This window comes from Microbulbifer sp. 2205BS26-8, assembly GCF_030731025.1.
GTDB classification, from domain to species: Bacteria; Pseudomonadota; Gammaproteobacteria; order Pseudomonadales; family Cellvibrionaceae; genus Microbulbifer; species Microbulbifer spongiae.
In genome coordinates this window covers 1-23,436 of sequence record NZ_JAVAMR010000031.1, presented here as the reverse complement: position 1 = coordinate 23,436, position 23,436 = coordinate 1, and the positions used below count along the sequence as shown (strand labels likewise).

The 23,436-nt window shown below is 55.6% G+C and carries 18 protein-coding genes, 1 pseudogene and 1 riboswitch; of the genes and pseudogenes, 8 read left to right on the top strand and 11 right to left on the bottom strand.

From position 1 onward, the window contains the following. Positions 1 to 95 precede the first annotated feature (95 nt). The 9 genes from nqrM to Q5Y71_RS11375 all read right to left on the bottom strand — a co-directional run bounded on the left by nqrM (position 96) and on the right by Q5Y71_RS11375 (position 9,107). Positions 96 to 335: a (Na+)-NQR maturation NqrM gene (gene nqrM, locus Q5Y71_RS11415; RefSeq protein ID WP_301413838.1), complete on the bottom strand. Its 240-nt coding sequence runs from the start codon at positions 333 to 335 to the stop codon at positions 96 to 98. After that, positions 335 to 1,258: an FAD:protein FMN transferase gene (locus Q5Y71_RS11410; RefSeq protein ID WP_306042276.1), complete on the bottom strand. Its 924-nt coding sequence runs from the start codon at positions 1,256 to 1,258 to the stop codon at positions 335 to 337. The genes nqrM and Q5Y71_RS11410 overlap by 1 nt, the downstream gene beginning before the upstream one ends. Before the next feature lie 149 nt (positions 1,259 to 1,407). After that, on the bottom strand, positions 1,408 to 2,634 hold the full coding sequence (nqrF, locus tag Q5Y71_RS11405; protein ID WP_306042275.1) for an NADH:ubiquinone reductase (Na(+)-transporting) subunit F: 1,227 nt from the start codon (positions 2,632 to 2,634) through the stop codon (positions 1,408 to 1,410). Positions 2,635 to 2,652: 18 nt separating this feature from the next. Continuing rightward, complete coding sequence (nqrE, locus tag Q5Y71_RS11400; protein ID WP_301413841.1) at positions 2,653 to 3,261, bottom strand: NADH:ubiquinone reductase (Na(+)-transporting) subunit E; 609 nt, start codon at positions 3,259 to 3,261, stop codon at positions 2,653 to 2,655. A 3-nt stretch (positions 3,262 to 3,264) separates the two neighbouring features. Then, complete coding sequence (locus tag Q5Y71_RS11395; protein WP_306042274.1) at positions 3,265 to 3,921, bottom strand: NADH:ubiquinone reductase (Na(+)-transporting) subunit D; 657 nt, start codon at positions 3,919 to 3,921, stop codon at positions 3,265 to 3,267. A 2-nt stretch (positions 3,922 to 3,923) separates the two neighbouring features. Further along, entirely contained in the window at positions 3,924 to 4,706 is a 783-nt protein-coding gene (locus tag Q5Y71_RS11390) for a Na(+)-translocating NADH-quinone reductase subunit C (protein WP_306042273.1), read from the bottom strand. Beyond that, the gene (locus Q5Y71_RS11385; RefSeq protein ID WP_306042272.1) at positions 4,699 to 5,910 is read right to left on the bottom strand and encodes an NADH:ubiquinone reductase (Na(+)-transporting) subunit B; all 1,212 of its coding nucleotides are present in this window, start codon (positions 5,908 to 5,910) and stop codon (positions 4,699 to 4,701) included. Before Q5Y71_RS11385 ends, Q5Y71_RS11390 begins: the two co-directional genes overlap by 8 nt. 2 nt (positions 5,911 to 5,912) lie before the next feature. Then, entirely contained in the window at positions 5,913 to 7,253 is a 1,341-nt protein-coding gene (locus tag Q5Y71_RS11380) for a Na(+)-translocating NADH-quinone reductase subunit A (RefSeq protein ID WP_306042271.1), read from the bottom strand. A 378-nt stretch (positions 7,254 to 7,631) separates the two neighbouring features. Next, positions 7,632 to 9,107 carry a glyceraldehyde-3-phosphate dehydrogenase gene (locus Q5Y71_RS11375; RefSeq protein WP_301419060.1) on the bottom strand — a complete coding sequence of 492 codons (1,476 nt, stop codon included), beginning with the start codon at positions 9,105 to 9,107 and terminating at the stop codon, positions 7,632 to 7,634. A gap of 277 nt (positions 9,108 to 9,384) precedes the next feature. On the opposite strand from Q5Y71_RS11375, the gene mfd reads away from it, so the two are divergent. Together mfd and Q5Y71_RS11365 are read left to right on the top strand one after the other, a co-directional pair. Then, positions 9,385 to 12,864: a transcription-repair coupling factor gene (mfd, locus tag Q5Y71_RS11370; RefSeq protein ID WP_306042270.1), complete on the top strand. Its 3,480-nt coding sequence runs from the start codon at positions 9,385 to 9,387 to the stop codon at positions 12,862 to 12,864. Between the two features lie 105 nt (positions 12,865 to 12,969). Further along, positions 12,970 to 13,965, top strand: a complete 996-nt coding sequence (locus tag Q5Y71_RS11365; RefSeq protein WP_306042269.1) for a CsiV family protein — start codon at positions 12,970 to 12,972, stop codon at positions 13,963 to 13,965. Positions 13,966 to 14,101: 136 nt separating this feature from the next. Here the strand turns inward: Q5Y71_RS11365 and pdxH are convergent, their stop codons facing one another. Next, complete coding sequence (gene pdxH, locus Q5Y71_RS11360; protein WP_306042268.1) at positions 14,102 to 14,740, bottom strand: pyridoxamine 5'-phosphate oxidase; 639 nt, start codon at positions 14,738 to 14,740, stop codon at positions 14,102 to 14,104. 277 nt (positions 14,741 to 15,017) lie between these two features. Between pdxH and Q5Y71_RS11355 the strand changes: the two genes are divergently transcribed. The 6 genes and pseudogenes from Q5Y71_RS11355 (at position 15,018) to Q5Y71_RS11330 (ending at position 22,113) form a co-directional block, all read left to right on the top strand. After that, entirely contained in the window at positions 15,018 to 16,646 is a 1,629-nt protein-coding gene (locus Q5Y71_RS11355; RefSeq protein WP_306042267.1) for a 5-guanidino-2-oxopentanoate decarboxylase, read from the top strand. 1 nt (position 16,647) lies between these two features. Then, entirely contained in the window at positions 16,648 to 18,081 is a 1,434-nt protein-coding gene (locus Q5Y71_RS11350; RefSeq protein ID WP_306042266.1) for an aldehyde dehydrogenase family protein, read from the top strand. Between the two features lie 64 nt (positions 18,082 to 18,145). After that, positions 18,146 to 18,274, top strand: a riboswitch (SAM-I-IV-variant riboswitch). A 59-nt stretch (positions 18,275 to 18,333) separates the two neighbouring features. Then, positions 18,334 to 18,549, top strand: coding sequence for a hypothetical protein (locus tag Q5Y71_RS11345; RefSeq protein WP_020411816.1), 216 nt, complete (start codon positions 18,334 to 18,336; stop codon positions 18,547 to 18,549). A gap of 80 nt (positions 18,550 to 18,629) precedes the next feature. Next, the gene (locus tag Q5Y71_RS11340) at positions 18,630 to 19,829 is read left to right on the top strand and encodes a glycine C-acetyltransferase (protein WP_306042265.1); all 1,200 of its coding nucleotides are present in this window, start codon (positions 18,630 to 18,632) and stop codon (positions 19,827 to 19,829) included. An 86-nt stretch (positions 19,830 to 19,915) separates the two neighbouring features. Then, positions 19,916 to 20,941 carry an L-threonine 3-dehydrogenase gene (gene tdh / locus Q5Y71_RS11335; protein ID WP_306042264.1) on the top strand — a complete coding sequence of 342 codons (1,026 nt, stop codon included), beginning with the start codon at positions 19,916 to 19,918 and terminating at the stop codon, positions 20,939 to 20,941. Positions 20,942 to 21,257: 316 nt separating this feature from the next. After that, positions 21,258 to 22,113: pseudogene (locus Q5Y71_RS11330) on the top strand (IS1595 family transposase). 110 nt (positions 22,114 to 22,223) lie between these two features. Here Q5Y71_RS11330 and Q5Y71_RS11325 read toward each other — a convergent pair. After that, a complete protein-coding gene (locus tag Q5Y71_RS11325) occupies positions 22,224 to 23,369 on the bottom strand; it encodes a DUF3103 family protein (protein WP_306042263.1) in 1,146 nt (381 codons plus the stop codon). Positions 23,370 to 23,436 lie beyond the last annotated feature (67 nt).

Genomic DNA, 23,436 nt, shown 5'->3' with positions numbered 1-23,436 from the left:
TTAATTGTGCATTTCCAGCCTCTGGAGCAGGGATGCTTTCCATTCACTGAACGTTACTTTGGTAAAAACAAAAATTCGCAGATAGAATACAAGGCTTACCTGCGGTTGGTAGCATCGTAAGCAATATCCTCTACAGCGACTTTATTTCGTTGACGTTTTTGTTCTTTCTCACACGCTTCATCATCACCACCGCAGATAGCACAGTTCTGTTTCATACCGATAGTGTTGAGTCCACCGCAGGATCCTTTTAACGGTTTTTTCTGCACCATGGCGCCTACCGCCATCCCTGCGACAACCAGTAACATGACAACAAAGGCAAAGATAAACACCGTCATCACTCAGACTTCTCCAGATAAGGGGCAAAAGCGGCGCTGTACCGCTGTTCAAACCCCTTGTCAGTTTTTACCAACATAAAAACAGCCAGATTTTCGCGCTCAGCCAAAGCCATCCCCGCTTCATCACCCAGCACATTCAGAGCCGTTGCAAGGCCGTCGGCCTCGGCACAGCTATCGGCAACAACGGTCACAGATGCAAGCCTGTGCTGTAACGGGCGCCCGGTACGGGGATCTATGCTGTGTGCATAGCGCACACCTCCGCGTTCGTAGTAATTGCGGTAATCACCGCTGGTCGCTACCCCTTTGCCACTGACACCAATAGACTGCTGAACGATTTGCTCTATGGAGTCAGGCGCCTCGATGCCGATTCGCCAGATTCTACCTTTTGGATTCTTACCCAGGGTACGCAGTTCACCGCCAATCTCGACCAGATAGTTGCGAATGCCCCGCTGTTCCAGAAGCAGCGCAATCCGATCGACCCCATACCCTTTGGCAATGGCCGATAGGTCTATTTCCACCGGGCGCTCTCGAGTGAGGGTATCCGGCTCACGAGTCATTTTTAGAGCATCGGAACCCACGATCTGCTGCAAGCGGGCAATGTCTGTCTCGGAGGGAATCTTCTCTGGTTCCGGCTGGGGGCCAAATCCCCATAAATTGACCAGGGGGCCAACCGTGACCTCAAAGGCGCCGTCACTGCGTCGGTAGATATCCAGAGACATCTCCACAACATCCGCAAGCGGCTTGCTCACTGGTATGGCCTGACCCACAGGGCTCCGATTGAAGCGCATCAACTCGGAATTATCGATGTAGGTGGACATAACCTGGTTGACCTGGTGCAGCTCACTGTCGATCAGTGCCTGCAATTTGGCTCGATTTGCCCCTCTGCGTATATCCACCATGGTGATGTGATAACTGGTCCCCATTGTGGGGCCACTGAGCTGCCAAGTCTCTGATTTCCGGGTGCAGGCAGAAAGAAGAACAGCTACACAAAGTAAAAACAGGGCCGCAAGATCGAGCCCTGTTTTAATTTTTTTCGGGATTTTGATTGCGTTTAGCAAACCACGCGATCCGATCAACCGCCGAAATCGTCGAGGAGAATATTTTCATCCTCAACGCCCAAGTCTTTTAGCATATTGATCACTGCCGCGTTCATCATAGGCGGTCCACACATATAGTACTCGCAGTCTTCCGGAGCCGGGTGGTCCTTCAGGTAATTTTCATAGACCACGTTGTGAATGAACCCTATGTAACCGCTCCAGTTGTCTTCCGGCTGCGGGTCCGACAGCGCCACATGCCACTGGAAGTTATCGAACTCGGAGGCCAGGCCGTTGTAGTCTCCTTCGTAGAACATCTCCCGCAGGGAGCGGGCGCCGTACCAGAAGCTGATCTTGCGCTTGGAGTTTAGGCGCTTGAGCTGGTCGAAAATGTGCGAGCGCATGGGCGCCATACCGGCACCACCACCAATAAAAACCATCTCGTTATCGGTGTCCTTGGCAAAGAACTCCCCGAAGGGTCCGTACACCTTGATCTTGTCACCAGGCTTCAGGCTGAACACGTAGGAAGACATCTGACCCGGTGGTATGCCTTCGGTGCGCGGCGGCGGGGTGGCGATACGGATGTTGAACTTCACAACCCCCTTCTCTTCCGGATAGTTGGCCATGGAGTAGGCACGCACAACAGGCTCTGTCACCTTGGATTCCAGTTTGAAGAAGCCGAAGTGCTCCCAGTCACCGCGGTACTGTTCTTCCACATCGAAATCGGCGAATTTCACATAGTGGGGCGGCGCCTCCAGCTGTACGTAACCACCTGCACGGAAGTCGACATTTTCACCTTCGGGCAGGCGCAGGGTGAGTTCCTTGATAAAAGTGGCCACATTCGGGTTGGATTCCACAGTGCACTCCCACTGCTTCACACCAAACACCTCTTCGGGCACTTCGATTGTCATATCCTGTTTCACCGCAACCTGACAGGACAGGCGCTTGCCCTCTTTGGCATCGCGCGGGGTAAAGTGTGCTGCTTCAGTGGGCAGCATATCCCCCCCACCGGAGATGACTTTGCACACACACTGCGCACAGCTGCCACCACCGCCACAGGCAGAGGCCAGAAACAGGTTGTTGGCCGCCAGGGTTTGCAGCAGTTTACCACCCGCAGGCACGGTCAGGCTCTTTTCGCCGTTGACCAGAATATTGACGTTGCCGGTGTTTACCAGGCGCGAGCGGGCTACAAGGATCACCGCTACCAGCACCAGAACGATAACGGTAAACATCGCCACGCCGAGGATAATTTCAATACTGTTCATATGATTGCTTCACCCCGCTCAGATGTCGATGCCGCCGAAGGACATAAAGCCCAGGGACATCAAACCAACCGTTACGAAGGTGATGCCCAGGCCCTTCAGGCCATCCGGTACGTCGCTGTACTTCAGCTTCTCGCGAATACCCGCCAGCGCGGTAATCGCCAGGGCCCAGCCGAGGCCGGCACCGAAGCCATAGGCAACACTCTCCCCAAACGCATACTCGCGCTCCACCATGAACAGGGAAGCCCCCAGGATGGCACAGTTCACGGTAATCAGCGGCAGAAAGACACCCAGGGCGTTGTACAGTGCCGGTACATACTTATCCAGAAACATTTCCAGAATCTGTACCAGCGCTGCGATCACACCGATATAAGACAACAAGCCAAGGAAGCTCAGATCCACATCCGGATAACCGGCCCAGGCCAGCGCACCGTCTTTCAACAGGTAGGTGTAGATCAGGTTATTCACCGGTACTGTCAGGGTCAGTACCACGATCACCGCCACCCCCAATCCAATCGCGGCTTCAATCTTCTTCGATACAGCCAGGAAGGTACACATGCCGAGAAAGAAAGCCAGCGCCATATTTTCGACAAAAACGGCGCGGATAATCAAAGAGATATAATGTTCCACGAATTAAACCTCCTGCGCCTGGGTATTGGGCGCAATCCTGAATTCGTCCTGCTCCACCTGAGCGGGCTTCCAGGCGCGAATCGCCCAGATAAACAGACCGATCAGGAAAAACGCACTGGGTGGCAACAGCAGCAGACCGTTGGGGACATACCAGCCACCGTTGCTGACGGTGTACAGGATATCCACACCAAACAGTTTGCCCGCACCAAAGAGTTCGCGAATAAAGGCCAGACCAATGAGAATCACGCTGTAGCCCAAGCCATTGCCAAGGCCGTCGAAGAAGCTGGGCAGTGGCGGGTTTTTCATGGCGAAGGCTTCTGCGCGCCCCATCACAATACAGTTGGTAATAATCAGGCCAACAAACACCGACAATTGTTTGGAGATGTCATACGCCAGCGCCTTGATCACCTGATCAACCAGAATGACCAGAGACGCGATCACTGTCATCTGCACGATAATGCGGATACTGTTGGGAATCTGGTTGCGGATCAGGGAGACCGCAACGTTGGAACAGGCCACAACCGAGGTAAGCGCAATACACATGACCAGGGTGGCTTGCAGCGAACTGGTTACGGCCAGTGCAGAACAGATACCCAGGATCTGCAACGCGATCGGGTTGTTGTTAAAAATGGGCTCGAGCAGAGTGTCTTTGACTTTCATGCTTATGCCTCCCCTGCTTTCAGATTTTTCAGGAAGGGACCGAATCCCTGATTCCCCAGCCAGAAATTCACCAGGTTATCCACGCCCCTGCTGGTGAGCGTTGCACCGGACAAGCCGTCCACTTCGTGCACCGCATCAGGGCTATTGGGGTTCACCTGCCCTTTGATCACCTGGATGTCGACATTGCCCTGGCTATCGAAGACTTTCTTGCCAACCCACAGAGCCTTCCAGTTGGGATTATCCACTTCGCCACCGAGCCCGGGGGTCTCCTTATGCTCGTAGAAGCCCAGGCCCGCTACGGTATCCAGATCACTCTGCAAAGCGAGAAAGCCGTACAGAGTACCCCACAGGCCGTAACCGCGCACGGGCAGGATGACCTTATCGAGCCTGCCAGCTTTCTCTACCAGGTAAACCTCCTTGATATTTTCCCGGCGGATGATCTTAGCGGTATCCTCGTCTGCCGGCAGCCGCTCGCTCGCAGAGGCGACCTTGGCCGCAGCGCGACCACTGCCCCCGGCTGGCGCCTGGTCGGTAAACTTGCCGGTATCCAAGTCGACATACCTGACCTGCACATCGGCAAAAGCCTTCTCGACCTCTGCCCTGCTTGCGTGTGAATTCTTCAGCAGTCCTCCGGCAAGCAGGACGTTGCGCCTCATATCCAGTTCAGCATTGGCCTGCTGGGCGGGTTTGAGCAAAACAGCGGCGGTGGAAACCACCACGGAGCACACCAGGCACATTACCAGGGCGACAATCAGCGTCCCCTTTACGGAATCTTTATTAGCCACGCGCCAACCTCCGTTTGATATTGGACTGCACCACAAAGTGGTCAAACAGCGGAGCGAACAGGTTGGCGAACAGGATCGCCAGCATCATGCCTTCCGGAAAGGCAGGGTTTACAACCCGTATCAGCACCACCATCACCCCGATCAGGATGCCGTACCACCAGCGGCCAATATTGGTCATGGCAGCGGACACCGGGTCGGTAGTCATAAAGATCAGGCCGAAGGCAAAGCCGCCCACGACCAGGTGCCAGTACCAGGGCACCTGGAACATCGGGTTGGATTCTGAACCGACGAGGTTGAACAGAAAGGCGGTGGCCATCATGCCCAGTAGGGTACCGGCCACAATGCGCCAGCTGGCAATCTTCATGCCGAGCAGGATCACACCGGCAACCAGTATGGCCAGGGTGGAAGTCTCACCGATGGAGCCGTGCATCTTGCCGAAGAAGGCATCGAACCAGGTCAGCTGGCCAGCGGCCGCATTGACCATATGGTTCTGGATGCCTTCACTGGCCATCATCGACAATGCGGTCGCACCGGTATAACCGTCTACGGCAGTCCATACAGCATCACCGGACATGGCCGCGGGGTAGGCAAAAAACACAAATGCGCGGCCGGTTAGGGCCGGATTGAGGAAGTTCTTGCCAGTACCGCCAAAGACTTCCTTGCCGATGACCACACCAAAACTGATACCCATAGCCACCATCCACAGGGGCAGATCCGGCGGACAGGTGAGGGCGAACAGAATGGAAGTTACGAAAAAACCTTCGTTCACTTCATGGCCGCGCACTGCGGCAAACAGCACCTCCCAAATGCCGCCCACAACAAAAGTGACCGCATAGATAGGCAGGAAATACATGGCACCGTAGACAAAGTTGTCCCACAGGCTCGCCGGGTTATAAGCGGTCAGAGCACCAATAATCCCTTGGCGCCAACCAGACAGCTCTGGATTGGTCATGCCTGCGAGAATGGTATTGGCCTGGAAACCGATATTCCACATGCCGTAGAAGGCCGGGATCATGGCACAGGCCCACACGGTGATCATGATGCGTTTCAGGTCGATACCGTCGCGCACATGGGAAGTTGTATGGGTTGTTGAGGACGGCTGGAACAAGCCGGTATCAATCGCCTCATAGAGGACATAGAGCTTCTCGAACCGACCGCCTTTGTGGAACTGCGGCTCGATAGCGTCAAGGAATTTACGCAACATACTCAACCCTCCTTCTCAATACGAGTCAGGTTGTCCCGCAAAATGGGGCCGTATTCATACTTACCTGGACATACGAAGGTACACAGCGCCAGATCCTCTTCATCCAGCTCCAGCGCACCCAGCTTCTGGGCCATCGCCGTATCACCTACGATCAGTGTGCGCAGCAGTTGGGTTGGCAAAACATCCAGCGGCATGACTTTTTCATAGGTACCGATCGGAACCATAGCGCGCTCGGAGCCGTTGGTACTGGTAGTAAAATTGAACAGTTTGTGCCTGAACAGGCGTGACAGGTAGATTGGGAATACCGAAAAGCGCTTGTTGCCAGCACGCAGGTAGTGCAGGAACGGGCGCTCATGACCCTCCTCAAGAATCGAGACCTGGTTGTGATATCGGCCCAGGTAGGCCAATGGCCCTGACGCAGTGCGGCCACCAAACACAGATCCGGAGATAATGCGGTCGTCAGTGCCTTTCAGTTCACCGGCAGTCAGCTCCACCAGGCTGGCTCCGATACGAGTGCGCAGCAGGCGCGGTTGTCTGGCCTGGGGACCCGCCAGGGAAATCACACGGTCTGTGCACAGTTGGCCAGTGGCAAAGAGTTTACCCACGGCGATCACATCCTGGTAATTGATGGTGAACACGCTGCGGTTGGCGGATACCGGACACAGGTAGTGGATATGGGTACCGGAAAGACCGGCCGGATGGGGGCCGGCAAACACTGCCCGGCGGATCGCCTGCGTATCCGCTACCGGGGTATCCCCATCGGGGGCGCTACAGACGTAGGTGATGTCCGCCAGCTTGGACAGCACCTCCACACCCTGGGAAAAAGCAGTGCGGTTCTCGGCAATCACCACTTGCGGATTGGCAGCCAGGGGATGGGTATCCATCGCATTGATAAATACTGCAACCGGCTCGGCGTCCAGGGCGGGGACGCGGCTGAACGGGCGGGTGCGCAACGCGGTCCACAGGCCGGACGCAACCAGATTCTCCACGACCTGCGCACGCGCCAGGCCGGACAGCTTGTCTGCCCTATAACTTTGGAACTGTTCCGCTGCATCGCCCTCTATCCCAATCACGACAGACTGCAGTACGCGGCGGGCACCGCGATTGATAGCAACAATACGACCCGCAGCAGGCGCTGTGTAACGTACGCCCTCGGTTTTTTTGTCACTAAACAATAGCTGGCCAAGTTTGACGCGATCCCCTTCAGCCACTGCCATGGTCGGCTTCATCCCGTGGTAATCGGGGCCGAGCACAGCAACGGTCTTGAGCGCAGGTCCATCGTGGATGACCTGCTCGGGCGCGCCGGATATGGGTAAGTCCAATCCCCGACGGATCTTTCTCATACGCCTATGCCTAAGTTTCTAGTTTGAAAAAGTGCAATACAACTGCCAGTCCAGATTCATTCTGTGCTTCAGCCAAACTCGGACCGATAAGTCATATTGTGGAATTCCGCGCTGCGGGGGCTTACACCGTTTCACCCGTAGACCGGGGGGAAGGAAGCTAACTCTGGTTTGCGCACGCTAACTTCGGCGCACAGTCGCCCCGCAAAATCGCGCGCATTATAAAGTTGGGACAGGGGCTTTACCAGTCTGGAAGTCCCCAAAGTGGCATCGAAATGGAAAATTTTTTACTGGAAAAACAGGGGTTTGTAGCGTTTTGCCAGAAGCCCTTGTGACCCGCCAGGCATTTCGCAGGCCCACAAGGGACAGGCAGGCAGTGGCTTAATCCCGCTTGGGAAACAACTTGTACCGAACACCCGCCATATCTTCCAGGCAGCGCACCACCTGACAACTGTAGCCAAACTCGTTGTCATACCAGCAGTAAAGCACTGCGTTCTTGCCGTCCACGATAGTCGCATTGGAGTCGAATACGCAGGCGCGGCGGGAGCCTACAAAGTCACTGGACACCACTTCCGGGGAGTTGGTGTAATCGATCTGCTGGCGCAGCGGCGAGTGCAGAGCCACTTCGCGCATATATTCATTGAGCTGTTCCTTGCTGGTCTCCTGGCCCAGGTTCAGGTTGAGAATCGCCATGGAAACATTCGGGGTTGGAACGCGAATCGCATTGCCGGTGAGCCTGCCCTTCAGCTCGGGTAACGCCTTGGCTACCGCTTTGGCCGCACCGGTCTCGGTCAGCACCATATTCAATGCTGCAGCGCGCCCGCGGCGCTCGCCCTTGTGGTAATTGTCGATCAGGTTCTGATCGTTGGTGTAGGCGTGAACGGTTTCCACATGACCGTGCTCTACCCCGTATCCATCCATGATTGCTTTCAATACCGGCACTATGGCATTGGTGGTGCAGGAAGCTGCAGAGAGCACCTTGTCTTCCGGCTTGATATCAGTGTTATTGATGCCGTAAACGATATTCTTGATCTCACCTTTCCCCGGTGCAGTAAGGATAACCTTGGAAACACCGGGACACGCCAGATGCTGGCTCAGGCCCTCTTCATCGCGCCACGCGCCGGTACTGTCCACCACAATGGCGTCGTGGATACCGTAGTCGGTGTAATTCACCTCCTGCGGAGCGCTGGCATAGACAATTTTGATCTCATTGCCATTGCAGATCAGGGAACTGGTCTCCTCATCCACACGAATAGTGCCCTGGAAAGCGCCGTGCACCGAGTCGCGGCGCAGCAGAGAAGCGCGCTTGACCAGGTCGTTCGGAGCCTTGCCCTTGCGCAGCACAATAGCGCGCAGGCGCAGCACATCACCACTGCCGGCCTTGTCGATCAACAGGCGTGCCACCAAACGGCCAATACGGCCAAAACCGTAGATCACCACATCCTTGGGCTCAGGCAGCGGTTTGCCGGCACCCGCCGCATCCGCCAGCTCTTCACGCACAAACTGATCCACAGGCAAACCGCGATCATCCCGCATAAACTTATTAGTCAGGGTACCCAGGTCGATATGTACGGGGCCCAGATCCAACTTGCCGATAGCCTCCAGCACCGGAAAGGTTTCAAATTCAGAGAGTTCATTCTCCTCTACCTGGCGTACGAACCGGTGTGCTTTCATAATACTCAGCACGGAGCGGTTGACCAGGTTGCGGCCGTACATATAAATACCGACATTGCGCTCGCGGTTGAGTTTTCCGATCATCGGGATCATGGATTCCGCCAGCGCTTCGCGCTGCTTCCAGTCCTTGAAAAAGTCCGCGGGCTTCGGTCGCTTCTGAATCACTGTCAGATACCTCTGCATTGTGTTGGGTAGGCAGGAAACCACGACCCGGAAACTGCCCCGGGCCGCATGGCTGCGCATTATCGATATTCACCTGTGAGAGCGCAACCGAGTGTAAAAAACCCCAAAAACTGTAGTAAAACTACCTTGCGGCTCCCCCCCTGCCGGTGTGCTGCGCAGTCGCCCGATAGTGCGCTCATTGCACCGGCCCGATAAACCCTCTGCAGCACTGACCATTCGCAGCTACAATAGCCGCCCCCTGTACCACAGCAAACGAAAGCGCGGATATAAACGAAAGATGACCGATTCACAGCCCCTGACACCCCCCGGGTTTCGCAATGCCCACGACCGACAATTTTGGGGGCAACTGCACGGCGCAGCGGCTGCACTCGCCCTGCTAAGTGCAGCCCGCAAAAGCAAAACCCCAACACTGCTGATCACCCGCGACAGTCTGGAGGCGCACCGTTTAGAGGGGCAACTGAAATTTTTTAACAAAGCCCGGAGAGATGACAGCGCGAAAAATGTTTTTGAGATCTTCCATTTTCCAGACTGGGAAATCCTTCCCTACGACACTTTCTCGCCCCACCAGGACATTATCTCTGATCGCCTCGCCACACTCTACCGGATGCCGCAGATGAGCAGTGGCATCGTAATCGTGCCGGTCAGTACCCTGTTGCACCGCCTGCCCCCGCGCGATTACGTGGCCGCCAATGTGCTGGTACTGCGCGAGGGGCAGCCGTTTGCTATCGATACCCAGCGGCGCCTGCTGGAGCAGGCCGGCTACCACCGTGTGGACACCGTCTACGAGCACGGCGAATTTGCCGTACGCGGCTCGCTGATGGATATATTTCCCATGGGCAGTGTCCTTCCCTATCGCATCGATCTGTTCGACGATGAAATTGAATCCCTGCGCACCTTCGACCCCGAAACCCAGCGCACCGTGGATCGTGTGAGCACCGTTCACCTGCTGCCGGCACGGGAATTCCCCATGCACAAAGCTGCCCTGTCCGGTTTCCTGCAGAACTGGCACACGCAGTTCCAAGTCGACCCAAGCCTGGTACCCATCTATCAGGATATCAGCGCCGGTATTGCCCCTGCCGGTGTCGAGTACTACCTGCCCCTGTTTTTTGATAACAACTGCGCAAGCCTGTTTGACTACCTGCCCGAAAACAGCCAGGCGTTTGTACAGGGAGATGTCCAAGCTCCGATAGAGAGTTTCTGGCACGAGGTCAGCAACCGCTATGAAAGCCGTCGCGGTGACCTGACCCGCCCAATACTGCACCCCCGCCAAATCCTCCTCGATATCGATGAATTCAATGGTGCCCTCAAGTCCATGCCCAGAGTTATCTTTTCGACCGCAACACTGCCGGAAAATCAGGGCAACTACAATTTTGCCGCCCAGGTGCCACCTACCCTGCCGGTGGACGGCAAAGCCGAGCAACCGATGGCAGCCCTGGAAAGCTACCTAATGACGTATTCCGGGCGGGTGCTCTTTTGTGCCGAAAGCGGTGGGCGTCGCGAGGCGTTATTGGAATTACTTAACGGGATACGCCTGACCCCCCCCACCTTTACGAGTTGGGAGGAGTTTATTCACAGCGATACGCCCATTGGTATCACCGTAGCCCCTCTGGACCAGGGGCTGTTGCTTACCAAACCCGCCATCAACTTGATCGCGGAACCACAGCTGTTTGGCGCGCGGGTACTGCAGCAACGCCGCCGCAGTAAGGCCAAGGAGGATGCGGACAACGCGGTGAAGAATCTGGCGGAGCTGCGCATCGGTGCCCCGGTAGTGCATATTGACCACGGCGTGGGCCGCTACCACGGCCTGCAACATCTTGACATTGGTGGCCAGCCGGCGGAGTTCCTGACTCTAGAATATGCCGACAAGGCCAAGCTCTACGTCCCCGTGGCCAGCCTGCATCTGATCAGCCGCTACTCCGGTGCCGACGAGGCGCTGGCGCCCCTGCACAAAATGGGCAGCGAACAGTGGCAGAAGGCCAAGCGCAAAGCCGCCGAGAAAGTGCGCGATGCCGCCGCCGAGTTGCTGGACATCTATGCCCGCCGCGAGGCCCGTGTAGGCCATGCATTTGCCGACCCAAAGCTGGCCTACCGGGAGTTCGCCGCTGCCTTCCCATTTGAGGAGACTCCGGACCAGCAGCAGGCCATTGAAGCCGTGGTGGGCGATATGCTGTCGAAAAAGCCCATGGACCGCTTGGTGTGCGGTGATGTGGGCTTCGGCAAGACCGAGGTGGCCATGCGCGCGGCTTTTGTCGCCGCCCACGCTGGCAAACAGGTGGCCATGCTGGTGCCCACCACCCTGCTGGCCCAGCAACACTTTCAGTCTTTCCAGGACCGCTTTGCCGACTGGCCCATCACTATCGAGGTGATCTCACGCTTCCGTTCCGGCAAAGAGGTGGAGCGCGTGAAGGAAAAAGTGGCGGGCGGCAAGGTGGACATTCTGGTGGGCACCCACAAATTGCTGCAAAGCGGCCTGGATTTTCACAATCTGGGGCTGCTGATTATTGACGAGGAGCACCGCTTCGGGGTGCGCCAGAAGGAACGCCTCAAAAGCCTGCGCGCCGAGGTGGATATCCTCAACCTCACCGCCACCCCCATCCCGCGCAGCCTGAATATGGCCATGACCGGTATTCGCGACCTCTCCATGATCGCTACGCCTCCGGCCCGGCGCCTGTCTGTGAAAACCTTCGTGCGCGAGCGGGACAATGCCCTGATAAAAGAGGCCATACTGCGGGAAATCCTGCGCGGTGGTCAGGTGTACTTCCTGCATAACGCGGTGAAGAGTATTGAGCGGATTGCACGGGAACTGCAGCAACTGGTGCCCGAGGCCCGTATCGGTATCGGCCACGGCCAGATGCGCGAGCGCGAACTGGAGCAGGTCATGAGTGACTTCTATCACAAGCGCTTCAATCTGCTGGTGTGCACCACCATTATCGAAACCGGCATTGATGTGCCCACAGCCAATACCATCCTGATCGAGCGCGCTGACAAGTTCGGTCTGGCCCAGCTGCACCAATTGCGCGGCCGCGTGGGGCGCTCCCACCACCAGGCCTATGCTTACCTCCTTACACCGAATAAACGCGCCATGACCGGTGATGCCGTCATGCGCCTGGAGGCCATCAGCGAGGCCCAGGACCTCGGGGCAGGTTTCACCCTGGCCACCCACGACCTGGAACTCCGTGGTGCCGGCGAGCTGCTGGGGGAAGAACAGAGCGGGCAGATCCAGAGCGTTGGCTTTAACCTGTATATGGAGATGCTCAATCGTGCGGTACAAGCCATTCGCGAGGGTCGCACGCCAAATATCGATGAACCCCTGGACTCTCCCGCGGTGGATGTGAACCTGCGGGTACCGGCACTGATCCCCGAAGACTATCTCTCGGATGTGCACACCCGCCTGATGATGTATAAACGCATCGCCAATGCCGCCGATGGCCAGCAATTGAGAGAGCTGCAGGTGGAGATGATCGACCGCTTTGGCCTTCTGCCCGCGCCCGTCAGGCACCTGTTCCGCACCACGGAAATCAAACTGAAAGCGGACAAGATGGGCATTCGCAAACTGGAAGCCGCCTCAACCCACGGCCGTATCGAATTTGCCGACACCACCCAGGTGGACCCCCTCACCTTGGTGAAGCTGGTGCAGACCCAGCCCGGCCGTTACCAGTTGTCAGGTGCCAACCATTTCAATTTTAACCTCGACGAGGAGGATCCGGAGCGCAAGCTGCAGGAGATCGACGCAGTGTTGGACCGACTGGCACAGTGATACTATTCGTCAACCCGTGAGGTGGTGGGTCGACGGGGGGAACTCCCGGCCAGAATCACCTCCGTACACGACAATCTGCCGAGCAAGGCTTCAGGAAACAACAGAATGATGAACCGTGGTCACCTCGCGACAAGGATAACATGCCTCTTTCCCACTCTGGCCCTGGTCTTCTCCGCTGCAGCAGCCCAGGCGGCCAACTATGCCGGGAACACCTTCGAAGTCGAAATGATTGTTTTTGAGCGCTCCCAGGGAATGGCCCGCAGCGGTGAATCCTGGCCGGCCTCTCTACGGCTGCAATATCCTGCCCACTGGGTCGACTTTGACACCCGAACTGCAACCCCCGAGGTAGAGGAAACCCTCTCCCTGATAGCCTCTCCCAAGGCCGGCAACCTGTTCGGCAGCAACCTCTCCAATGGTGAAGCCCAGCAACCTGCCGCCACAGCCGCACAAACAGTTCAGACAGAAATTGAAGCCGCCCCCAGCCTGTTTTTATCTCCCGTGCCCACCCTGTTGAATAACAAGGTAGCAGCATTGATCAAAGGTGGTGAGCGGATTCTGTTCCATAAAGCCTGGCGCCAGGTACTGCAACAGAAGCACAATTCGCCGGCCGTCCTGATCCACGGCGGAGACCATTTTCGAGGCTACAGGCAGCTCGAAGGATCGGTGACTCTGAGTGTATCCCGTTACCTGCACCTCAGCACCGATCTGTGGTTGAGTGATTTTTCTCTTCTACCTGAGGCTGAGGGCATACTACTGCCCAAACGCCCCCGCGTGGATACAATGGAATTCACCGAAGCCACCATTCCAAACCATCAAGGGGACAACCAGCTCCCCCATACCGGCCCTGCACTGCGGAATAAGCAACTCGCCTTCGGGGAATACGAACCCGGCGCCCCTGAGCCAGAGCAACCCCTTTACGTTGCCCATGTGGCCCGCTTGCAGCATGAGCGACGCATGCGCAGCGGCAAGCTGCATTATATAGACCACCCGGCCTTTGGCATCCTGATTGAAATTCGCACCGTGCCGGGACAACAGGAAGAAGAATTGAGAAAAAAACTTCCCGTTGAAGCCGGCGCGGTCGCGGAAATCGAAGCGCCATAGCCACCCTATTGCCAAAGCCCAGATGACCTCTGCCAACAGCAAAAAATACTTTGCGCCCTGCCCAAGCTCTGTCCAGCGCGCAGCACAACTCCCCACACGGTGCCAGTGTATTCGGCTTTGGGGATTGTTATAAAGGCTAGGGTGACAGGCGCTCCACCGACCAATTGCCGCAGTCATCGGCTCGGTAAATGAAACGGTCGTGAAGGCGATTGCCCCCCCCCTGCCAAAACTCCACCTCAAGGGGCGCTACCCGGTACCCCCCCCAAAAGTCCGGCATCGGGATTGGGCTCTCAGCGTAACGGGCTTTGACTGCCTCAAACTGTGTTTGCAGTTCCTCCCGGGAGGACAGTGGCTGGCTTTGGCGAGACGCCCAGGCCGCTAATTGGCTGTCCAAAGGGCGAGACTGGAAATATGCTTCTGCATCCTCCCTCGCAACCGAGGCCACTTCTCCGGTTACGACTATTTGGCGCTCGAGTGGGTGCCAGGGAAACAACAGAGAAACCCGGGGATTATGTGCCATCTCCCTGGCTTTTTTACTTTCCAGGTTGGTGTAGAACACAAAACCGCGCTCATCAAACCCCTTCAATAAAACAATTCGCTGGGAGGGCTGGCCCGCGGCATCTACCGTGGCGAGGCACATAGCGGTGGGGTCCTGCAGCCCGGCCTTTACAACCTCTTCTAGCCATTGACTGAATTGCGCTATCGGCGCCGGCTTCAGCTCAGCACGGCGCAAACCGCCTAGCAGGTACTCCCGGCGCCATTGATCGATTTCCATGGTGTGACTTCCTCACTTGTTCTAGTTCACAGTGTATCTGCCGATCTGCCGCAAAGGTATTTTTCCGCGAACAACTCGTCAAACCGCACCCCCACTCACTGGTCCAGGGGCGGTCAAAAACGCGACTGCCGTACAAAGTTTCCTGTCGCGATACGGGGGTAATCTCAATTTTCCTGCGATTTTTATCCTGCAAGTGCAGAGTCTGCGGATGCTTGCGTGGCATTTGGTGTGCCGCTAGGCTCACTGCATTTTTACACGACTAAGGAAAACGGTGGTTATGTCCTCTGCGCCCACATGCGCCCAGGTGCTGATGCATCTGCTGCGCGAATACCAGGTGGAAAAAGTCTTCGGCATTCCCGGTGTACACACCATCGAACTCTACCGCGACTTGCCGGGCAGCGGCCTGACACACATCACTCCGCGCCACGAACAAGGTGCCGCTTTTATGGCGGACGGCTCTGCCCGTGCCAGCGGCAAGCCGGGCGTGTGTTTTTTAATCACCGGCCCCGGCCTCACCAATGCCGCCACCGCCATGGCGCAGGCCTACTCCGACTCTATCCCCATGTTGGTTATCTCCGCAGTGAATCGCCGCGAAGACCTGGGTATGAGTCGCGGACGCCTGCACGAACTGCCCCGTCAGAGCGACGCCAGCCGTGGCTTTTGTGTCTGGCAACACACCCTGACCCAGGCCGAGCAGTTGCCGGAGGTGATGGCAAAGGCATTTCAGCTGCTGCAATCCAGCCGCCCGGGTCCTGTGCATATCGAGATTCCCATCGATCTGTTCCCGGCCCCCATGCCCGGACAACTAGAGGACTATCACGCTGCTCCGGCCACTAGAGCTCCAGGCGCCAATAGCACCGCTATCACTATTGCCGCCAACTGGCTGCAGGGTGCCCAGCGCCCGGTCATTCTTTTGGGTGGCGGCGCCCAGGCTGCAGGGGAAGCCGCCACCCAAATTGCCGAGAAAATTGCCGCTCCGGTTTTCCTGTCACTGGCCGCCAAAGGGGTAGTGGATGAACGCCACCCACTGTGCGGTGGCGCCAACCTGAGCTTTGACTGTGTACGCAACCGGGTGGAAAATGCGGATGTCGTATTGGCAGTGGGCACTGAACTTTCCGAGACGGACCGCAACTTGGTTCGAGAAGATTACGCCTTTTCCGGCCAAGTAATCCGAATCGATATAGATACTGCACAACTTGTATGCAACGCCAGCCCCGATCTCGCCATCTGCGCCGATGCCGCGGAGAGCTTGCAGCAATTAAATGCTGCCCTGGTCCAACGCAATGGAGAGGCGAAAGAGCAGTCGGAACAAGAGGTAGCCCAATTACTGCAGGACTGCCGTAAGGCCTGGTGGGATGGTTCCGAAGAGCGCTTCCCCTGGGTGGAAGCGCTGCGAGCGTCCCTGCCGGAAAACGGTATCCTGGTGACAGACTCCACCCAATTAGCCTATAACACCAACCACGCCCTGCCCCTCTACCATCCGCGCAGCCACGTTACCTGTACCACAGGCTACGGTACCCTTGGCTTTGCCCTGCCCGCAGCTATTGGTGCCAAACTATCCAGTGAGCGCGATGTGATCGCACTGATTGGTGACGGTGGTCTGATGTTTACTCTGGGTGAGTTGGCGGTTGCGGTGGAACAGCAACTGCCATTGCCGATACTGGTATGGAACAATGCCGGATACGGAGAAATTCGTGACTTTATGGATGCGGCCAAGGTCCCCCGGGAGGGTGTCAATCTGCATACCCCGGATTTTGTCGCCCTTGCCCGCGCCTTCGGTGCCGAAGCATGCCGAATCGATCAACCCGGCCAGTTGGCAGAAGCAGTAAATGCCGCCTTCAGCCGACAGACTCCAACCCTGATTGAAATTAGCGCGCCCTCAGGCGCAGAACAAAGGGAAGCGTGACATGACAGACCTCAACAAACTGCAAACCGGCAAGCTGTTTATTGATGGCCAATGGCGGGAACCCCTGGGCATGGGGTCACATCCAGTCATCAACCCGGCGACCGAGGAACTCATCTGCGAAGTCTCCGAGGGTTCTGCCGAGGATGTGGATCTGGCCGTAACCGCTGCAAGGGCTGCCTTTCACAGCTGGCGCAACAGCACCGCACAGAAACGCCGAGAACTGCTTAACGCCATCGCTGACGGCATGGAAAAACGTAAAGAAGACCTGACTTTTGCCATTTCCCAAACTTTGGGCTGCCCCGAACATATCACCCGCTGGCTGCACGTTGATGGCCCTATCTACGCCATGCGCTATTACGCTGAGCGCACTTTCGAGATGGAAAAAACGGAGAAAGCGGCCCATTCCTTATTGTTCCGCGAGCCAGTAGGTGTGTGTGGTTTCATTACCCCCTGGAATTATCCCCTGCACCAGTTCGTCGGCAAAGTAGCGCCGGCACTGGCCGCCGGTTGCACCATGATCACCAAGCCCGCCGAAATCACTCCACTGCAGGACTTTATTATGGCGGAGATTATTGAAGAAACCGGGGTACCCGCCGGTGTCTTCAACCTGGTGCCCGGTGCCGGCTCGGTAGTGGGTGCAGCGCTGTCAGCCCATCCGGGTATCGATATGGTGTCTTTCACCGGCTCCACCCGTGCCGGGGTCGAGGTGGCCAAGGCCGCAGCGCCCACAGTAAAGCGCGTAACCCAGGAACTGGGTGGCAAGTCTCCATTGATTATCACCCCCGATGCAGACCTAGAAGTTGCGGTGCGCTGGGGATGTGAAGATGTGTTTATCAACAGTGGCCAAACCTGTACCGCATTGACCCGTATGCTGGTACCCGCAGAGCGCTATGAGGAAGCAGTGGAAATTGCCCGGCAGGTAGCCGAGGGCATCGCCATGGGTACCGGAGATGACGCCTTTATGGGACCGCTCTCTTCTGCCCGTCAGCGGGAAATTGTGCGTGGCTATATCCAGCGGGGTATCGATGAGGGTGCGCGCATGGTCACCGGTGGTGCCGAAGCACCGGAGGGCATGGAGAAAGGCTTCTACGTGAAACCCACCGTATTTGCCGATGTACACAACCATATGAGCATCGCCCGCGAGGAGATCTTCGGCCCGGTGACCTGCCTGATCCCCTACCGGGATATGGACGAGGCCATTTCCATTGCCAACGATACCGAATATGGCCTCTCCAGCGGCGTTTGGGCCAAGGATGCGGAGAGTGCCATGCCCCTGGCGCGTCGTATTGAGGCCGGCCTCTGTTTCGTCAACGGAGGCGAATTCAACTACGATGCTCCCTTCGGTGGCTATAAACGCTCCGGCAATGGACGTGAATTTGGCGAAGCCGGCCTCGGCGAGTTTATTGAGCTGAAATCCGTGCAACTGCCCGCATAAACCTCTGCGCCGCCTCCAAACGGGATGGCATAGTTGACTGTGAACCCCCTCCCCGCTATCTTTGCCTGCACATCACGAGAGTGGCTGACGCCAACGCCAACCTGCCGACCGGGGCAAGGTGGTTCTCTCTCTGCCGGCACACCATTGCCAGTAGGGAGGATGGGGCTCTACCAGAGCAATCCAACCGGATGCGCGCGAACACTCATTCGCCACTTCCACGTCAGCCCTCCAAATTTTATTGTTGGAGGGACCATGTCCGAAACACCGCTATCCAGTAAAGACGTTATAGAAATTCAGATCGCCAACCAGCGAAACCGCACGGCGGTAAGGGCAGTGAGACGGGCTGATCGGCAGTTGTTGTGGCAACTACTGTTCGACACCGCCGAAGAGGCATTAAAATTCGCTACCAGTTGCCGCGCCAGTGAACAACCGATCACGGCCCACAAGGCCTGTGAACTGGCGGGATAAACCAGAACCCACTGGCGTCACCTTGCCATGGGCAAACCACCCCGTGCCACAAGCACCTGACAGGAGCTAAAAACACAACCATGCCAAAGCCAGAACACTTCTTTGAGCACCTGCGCGATGAACTGAAACAGATCAATACCGATGGCCTCTACAAGCGCGAGCGGATTATTACCTCCCAACAGGCCGCCGAGATCCAGGTGAACAATGACACCCGGGTACTGAACTTCTGCGCCAATAACTATCTGGGCCTGGCCAACCACCCGGACCTGATCGCAGCCGCCAAAGAAGGCCTTGACCAGTACGGCTTCGGCATGGCTTCTGTACGCTTTATCTGTGGCACCCAGGATATTCACAAGGCCCTGGAATCCCGCCTGTCTGAATTTCTGCACACCGAGGACACCATCCTCTACACCTCTTGCTTCGATGCCAATGGCGGCCTGTTCGAAACTCTGCTGGAGCCGGAAGATGCCATTATTTCCGACGCCCTCAACCACGCTTCCATTATCGACGGCGTGCGCCTGTGTAAAGCCAGGCGTTACCGCTACGCCAACAACAATATGGCGGAGCTGGAGAAGCAGCTGCAGACCGCCGACGCGGAGGGCGCCAAAACCAAACTGATTGCCACCGATGGGGTCTTTTCCATGGACGGTGTGATCGCCGACCTGAAGGCCATCTGCGACCTGGCCGACCGCTACGACGCCCTGGTGATGGTGGACGACTCCCACGCGGTGGGCTTCCTCGGCGAGCACGGCCGCGGCACCCACGAATACTGTGATGTTATTGACCGTATCGACATTATCACCGGCACTCTGGGCAAAGCCCTCGGTGGTGCCTCCGGCGGCTTCACCTCTGGCCGCAAGGAAATTATCGATATGCTGCGCCAGCGCTCGCGCCCCTACCTGTTCTCCAACTCTGTGGCCCCGGCCATTGTCTCCGCATCCCTGAAAGTGCTGGATATGCTGATGGAAGGTGGAGAACTGCGCGAGAAACTGCGCAATAACTCCGCCTATTTCCGCCAGCGCATGTCTGAAGCTGGCTTCACACTCGCCGGTGCCGATCACCCGATTATCCCGGTGATGATCGGCGATGCCGCCACAGCACAAAAAGTGGCCGACAAGATGCTGGAGCGCGGCATTTACGTAGTGGGCTTCTTCTACCCGGTAGTGCCCAAAGGTCAGGCCCGTATCCGCACTCAGATGTCGGCGGCACACACTCGAAAACAGCTCGATCAATGCATTGATGCCTTTATTGAAGTGAGCCGCGAACTGAATATGATTTAATGCCCAAGTGATGGCAGCGGTCTGTTACGACAGGACCACCTTGTTTCAAGGGGCTGCCACGCCTTTCCATTTATAGTTTTATGACAATGAAAGCACTATCGAAACTGAAGTCTGAAGTGGGAATCTGGCTCACCGACGTGGAAATTCCCGAGCCCGGCCACAACGACCTGTTAATCAAAATCCACAAAACCGCCATTTGTGGTACCGACATGCATATCTATCACTGGGATGAGTGGTCACAAAAAACCATCCCGGTTCCCATGGTGGTGGGACACGAATATGTGGGTGAAGTGGTTGGCATGGGTCAGGAAGTCGCTGGCTTCCAGGTGGGTGATCGTGTTTCCGGCGAGGGCCACATTACCTGTGGACACTGCCGCAACTGCCGCGCCGGTCGCCGCCACCTGTGTCGCAATACCTATGGGGTGGGCGTGGACCGCCAGGGCGCCTTTGCCGAGTATTTGGTTATTCCGGCCTTAAACGCTTTTAACATTCCGGACAATATCTCCGACGACCTGGCCTCCATCTTCGACCCTTTCGGTAATGCCGTGCATACCGCACTCTCTTTCGACCTTGTGGGTGAAGATGTGTTGATCACCGGTGCCGGCCCTATCGGTATTATGGCAGCAGCGGTGGCCAGGCATGTGGGTGCACGCCATGTGGTGATCACCGATATCAACGAATACCGCCTGGATCTGGCACGCAAGATGGGCGCCACCCGCGCAGTCAACGTAAGCAGGGAAACGCTCAGCGATGTGATGGCAGAGCTGGGTATGGACGAAGGCTTCGATGTGGGCCTGGAAATGTCCGGCGTACCCGCCGCCTTCCGCGATATGCTCGCCGCCATGAACCACGGAGGCAAAATCGCTATGCTTGGGATTCCCGCCGGTGAAATGGCAATCGACTGGAGCCAGGTGATCTTTAAAGGCCTGATCCTTAAAGGGATCTACGGACGCGAGATGTTCGAGACCTGGTACAAAATGGCCAGCCTGATCCAATCCGGCCTGGATCTGACCCCGATTATCACGCACCAGTTCCCTATCGAGGACTTCCAAAAAGGCTTCAATACCATGAGCTCTGGCACATCTGGCAAGGTGATTCTCAATTGGCAATAACCTGTGCCGGAGTGGCGAATAACAAGGCGGCAAATGCTATTGCTACGTTTCTAGGTAACCAATGTCGTGAATTGGTCGGGGTGTAAAAAGACTTGAGTCAAAATTTTTTTGCGCTGACTGTAAGTACCAGGTGGAAATGACAATGATCAGTGCCCCAAATTTGAACGCAAGTTCAGCACCAGTGATTTGACCAAAATGATTGATGTCTACAAGAAAAATAAAGCAGGATATAAGTTTTCCTAATTACCACTCTTGCTAAGCCACATTTAACTGCATATAAATACAGTTATCTCTTTGATCTGCAAGGGAATCCGCAATGGCCCGCAACAAGGTACAGTTCCAGAAAGGCACCAGTTTGAGCGAATTCATCAATCAGTATGGCAGCGAAGAGAAGTGCTTCGACGCTCTCTATCGCTGGCGATGGCCAGAGGGCTTTCGTTGCCCTCACTGTGGTCACGATCAGTGCTGCCAACTCGCCTACAGGAAGCTACAGCAGTGCAACCGCTGCCGCCGGCAAACTTCGATTACTGCCGGCACCATATTCGATTCCAGCAAGCTGCCTCTTACCGTGTGGTTCCTGGCCATCTATCTCATCACCCAGGACAAGAAAGGCATCTCAAGCATGAAGCTGGCTCGCCACTTGGGTATCTCCTACAACGCCGCTTGGCGCATGAAACAGAAACTCATGCAGGTAATGGTGGAGCGAGACCAGCAGTACAAGCTATCTGGCTTCATCGAGTTGGACGATGCCTATCTCGGCGGTGAGCGTACTGGGTGCAAGCCGGGACGCGGCGCTGAGAGTAAGACGCCTTTCGTGGCTGCGGTTGAAACTACGAAGGAAGGGCAGTATCGTTATCTCGGATGGTCTGGCGTGCTTCAATGCTGTCACTGAGGCCGGCTGCGACCACGACAAGATCGTCTGCGGTGGTGGCCGCGCCTCCGTTGAGGAGCCCGAGTTCTACTGGGTGAACACGGTACTCGGCAATTTAAAAAGTGCGTTGCGCAGTACCTACCATGCGATACGACCGAAATATGCACAACGCTACCTGGCGGAGTTCCAATATCGTTTTAACCGCAGGTTCGACCTGTGTGCACTTATTCCCCGGCTTGTCTACGTTTCTCTCCGGACGCCGCCAATGCCGGAAAGATTACTGAAGCTCGGCTTAGCTTAGATGGTAATTAGGTATCATTATATAGTTTCTTATTAATTTTTTAGTTCTTGGATGGAAGCCCCACCCGGGGCTTCTTCTTTCATATACCATATGTAGTTAATTCTGGGTATTTATCGTGAATCAATCTCTAATGGTTTAAGGGTAATAGTAGCGTTACCCCTGGCACCGCTAAGATTAATATATTCTTGGTTTTCAAAAGTGGTGTAAATGCTGTCTACATAATCATCATTATTGATAAACCATTCCGCAGGTAACGCATTTAATATCCCGTTAGTAATTATCGCTATAATAGCGTAGCCTTGTACATCGGGAAAAGGAATGGATTGCAGAATCTGTACAGCAAGGTTTAACAAATTACTGGCTATTTCCTGAAAATTGGTGTTCTCGTCATGCTCCATTAGCATTAAATCAGCTGCCTGCCAACGATAGCGACTCCAGTGAAATAGTACTTGATTGGGATAATAGTCTGTATCATCGTGGTCGAGATAGGGCATATCGACAACATCTAAAACAGGTTCATCTCTGGAAGGACTTATTCCGTTGGTAATGGCATAAATTTCCGCTTTTCCCAATATCCAGGGTTCCTCATCATCGTTTAGACGTATATGTTTTAAGACGCTCGTGGACAAAGACTGAGCTGCATTTTCTCTTGATGTATTTTGTGGCGGTGTCTCGGCTATTCCTCCCGAAAAAATACCACGCATTATTTCAATACCTTCCTTTAGTGCTTTTCTGCCATTCACTTCTACAATAAATACAGGTTGCTGAGGTAAAATATGTACATCTAGAAAGTGTATATTCCCATCTGTATCGTAAGCTTCGATGCTAGTCCACTGTTTCTCATCGCCTGCCGGAGCAAAAGCAAAAAGAGGGGCTTCGCCATTTTGCCAAGCCGTAACCATTTCTTTGCTAGCCATACGCAACTGAATTAGATTTTCACCATTGGCATTTAAACCTTTGGCTGTACGAATAAGATGATTGCTTTTGGATAGCAGCTTTTTACTTTTATTACTATGGTAGATATCACCAACACTGGCAGATAGATCGTATTGGTTAATGTGCTGTCGCAGAGCGACTAGGGACGAAGCGTAGGAATTAGCAAAGTTTTTAGCCAATATTCGTTTATTTTCAGCTATGGCTTTTGCAGGGGCATGTTGAGTTGCCAAACGCGAATCTGAGTATGGGATAATATTTGCTGATGCCGTTATTGAAATAAAGGCTATACAAAAAAGTACGGATAATGTCGAAAATTTCATTCTCTTCTCCTTTATCGTATATTGGGGTATTGAGTATATGCCATAAGTATGTTACAGAAAGAGGGCT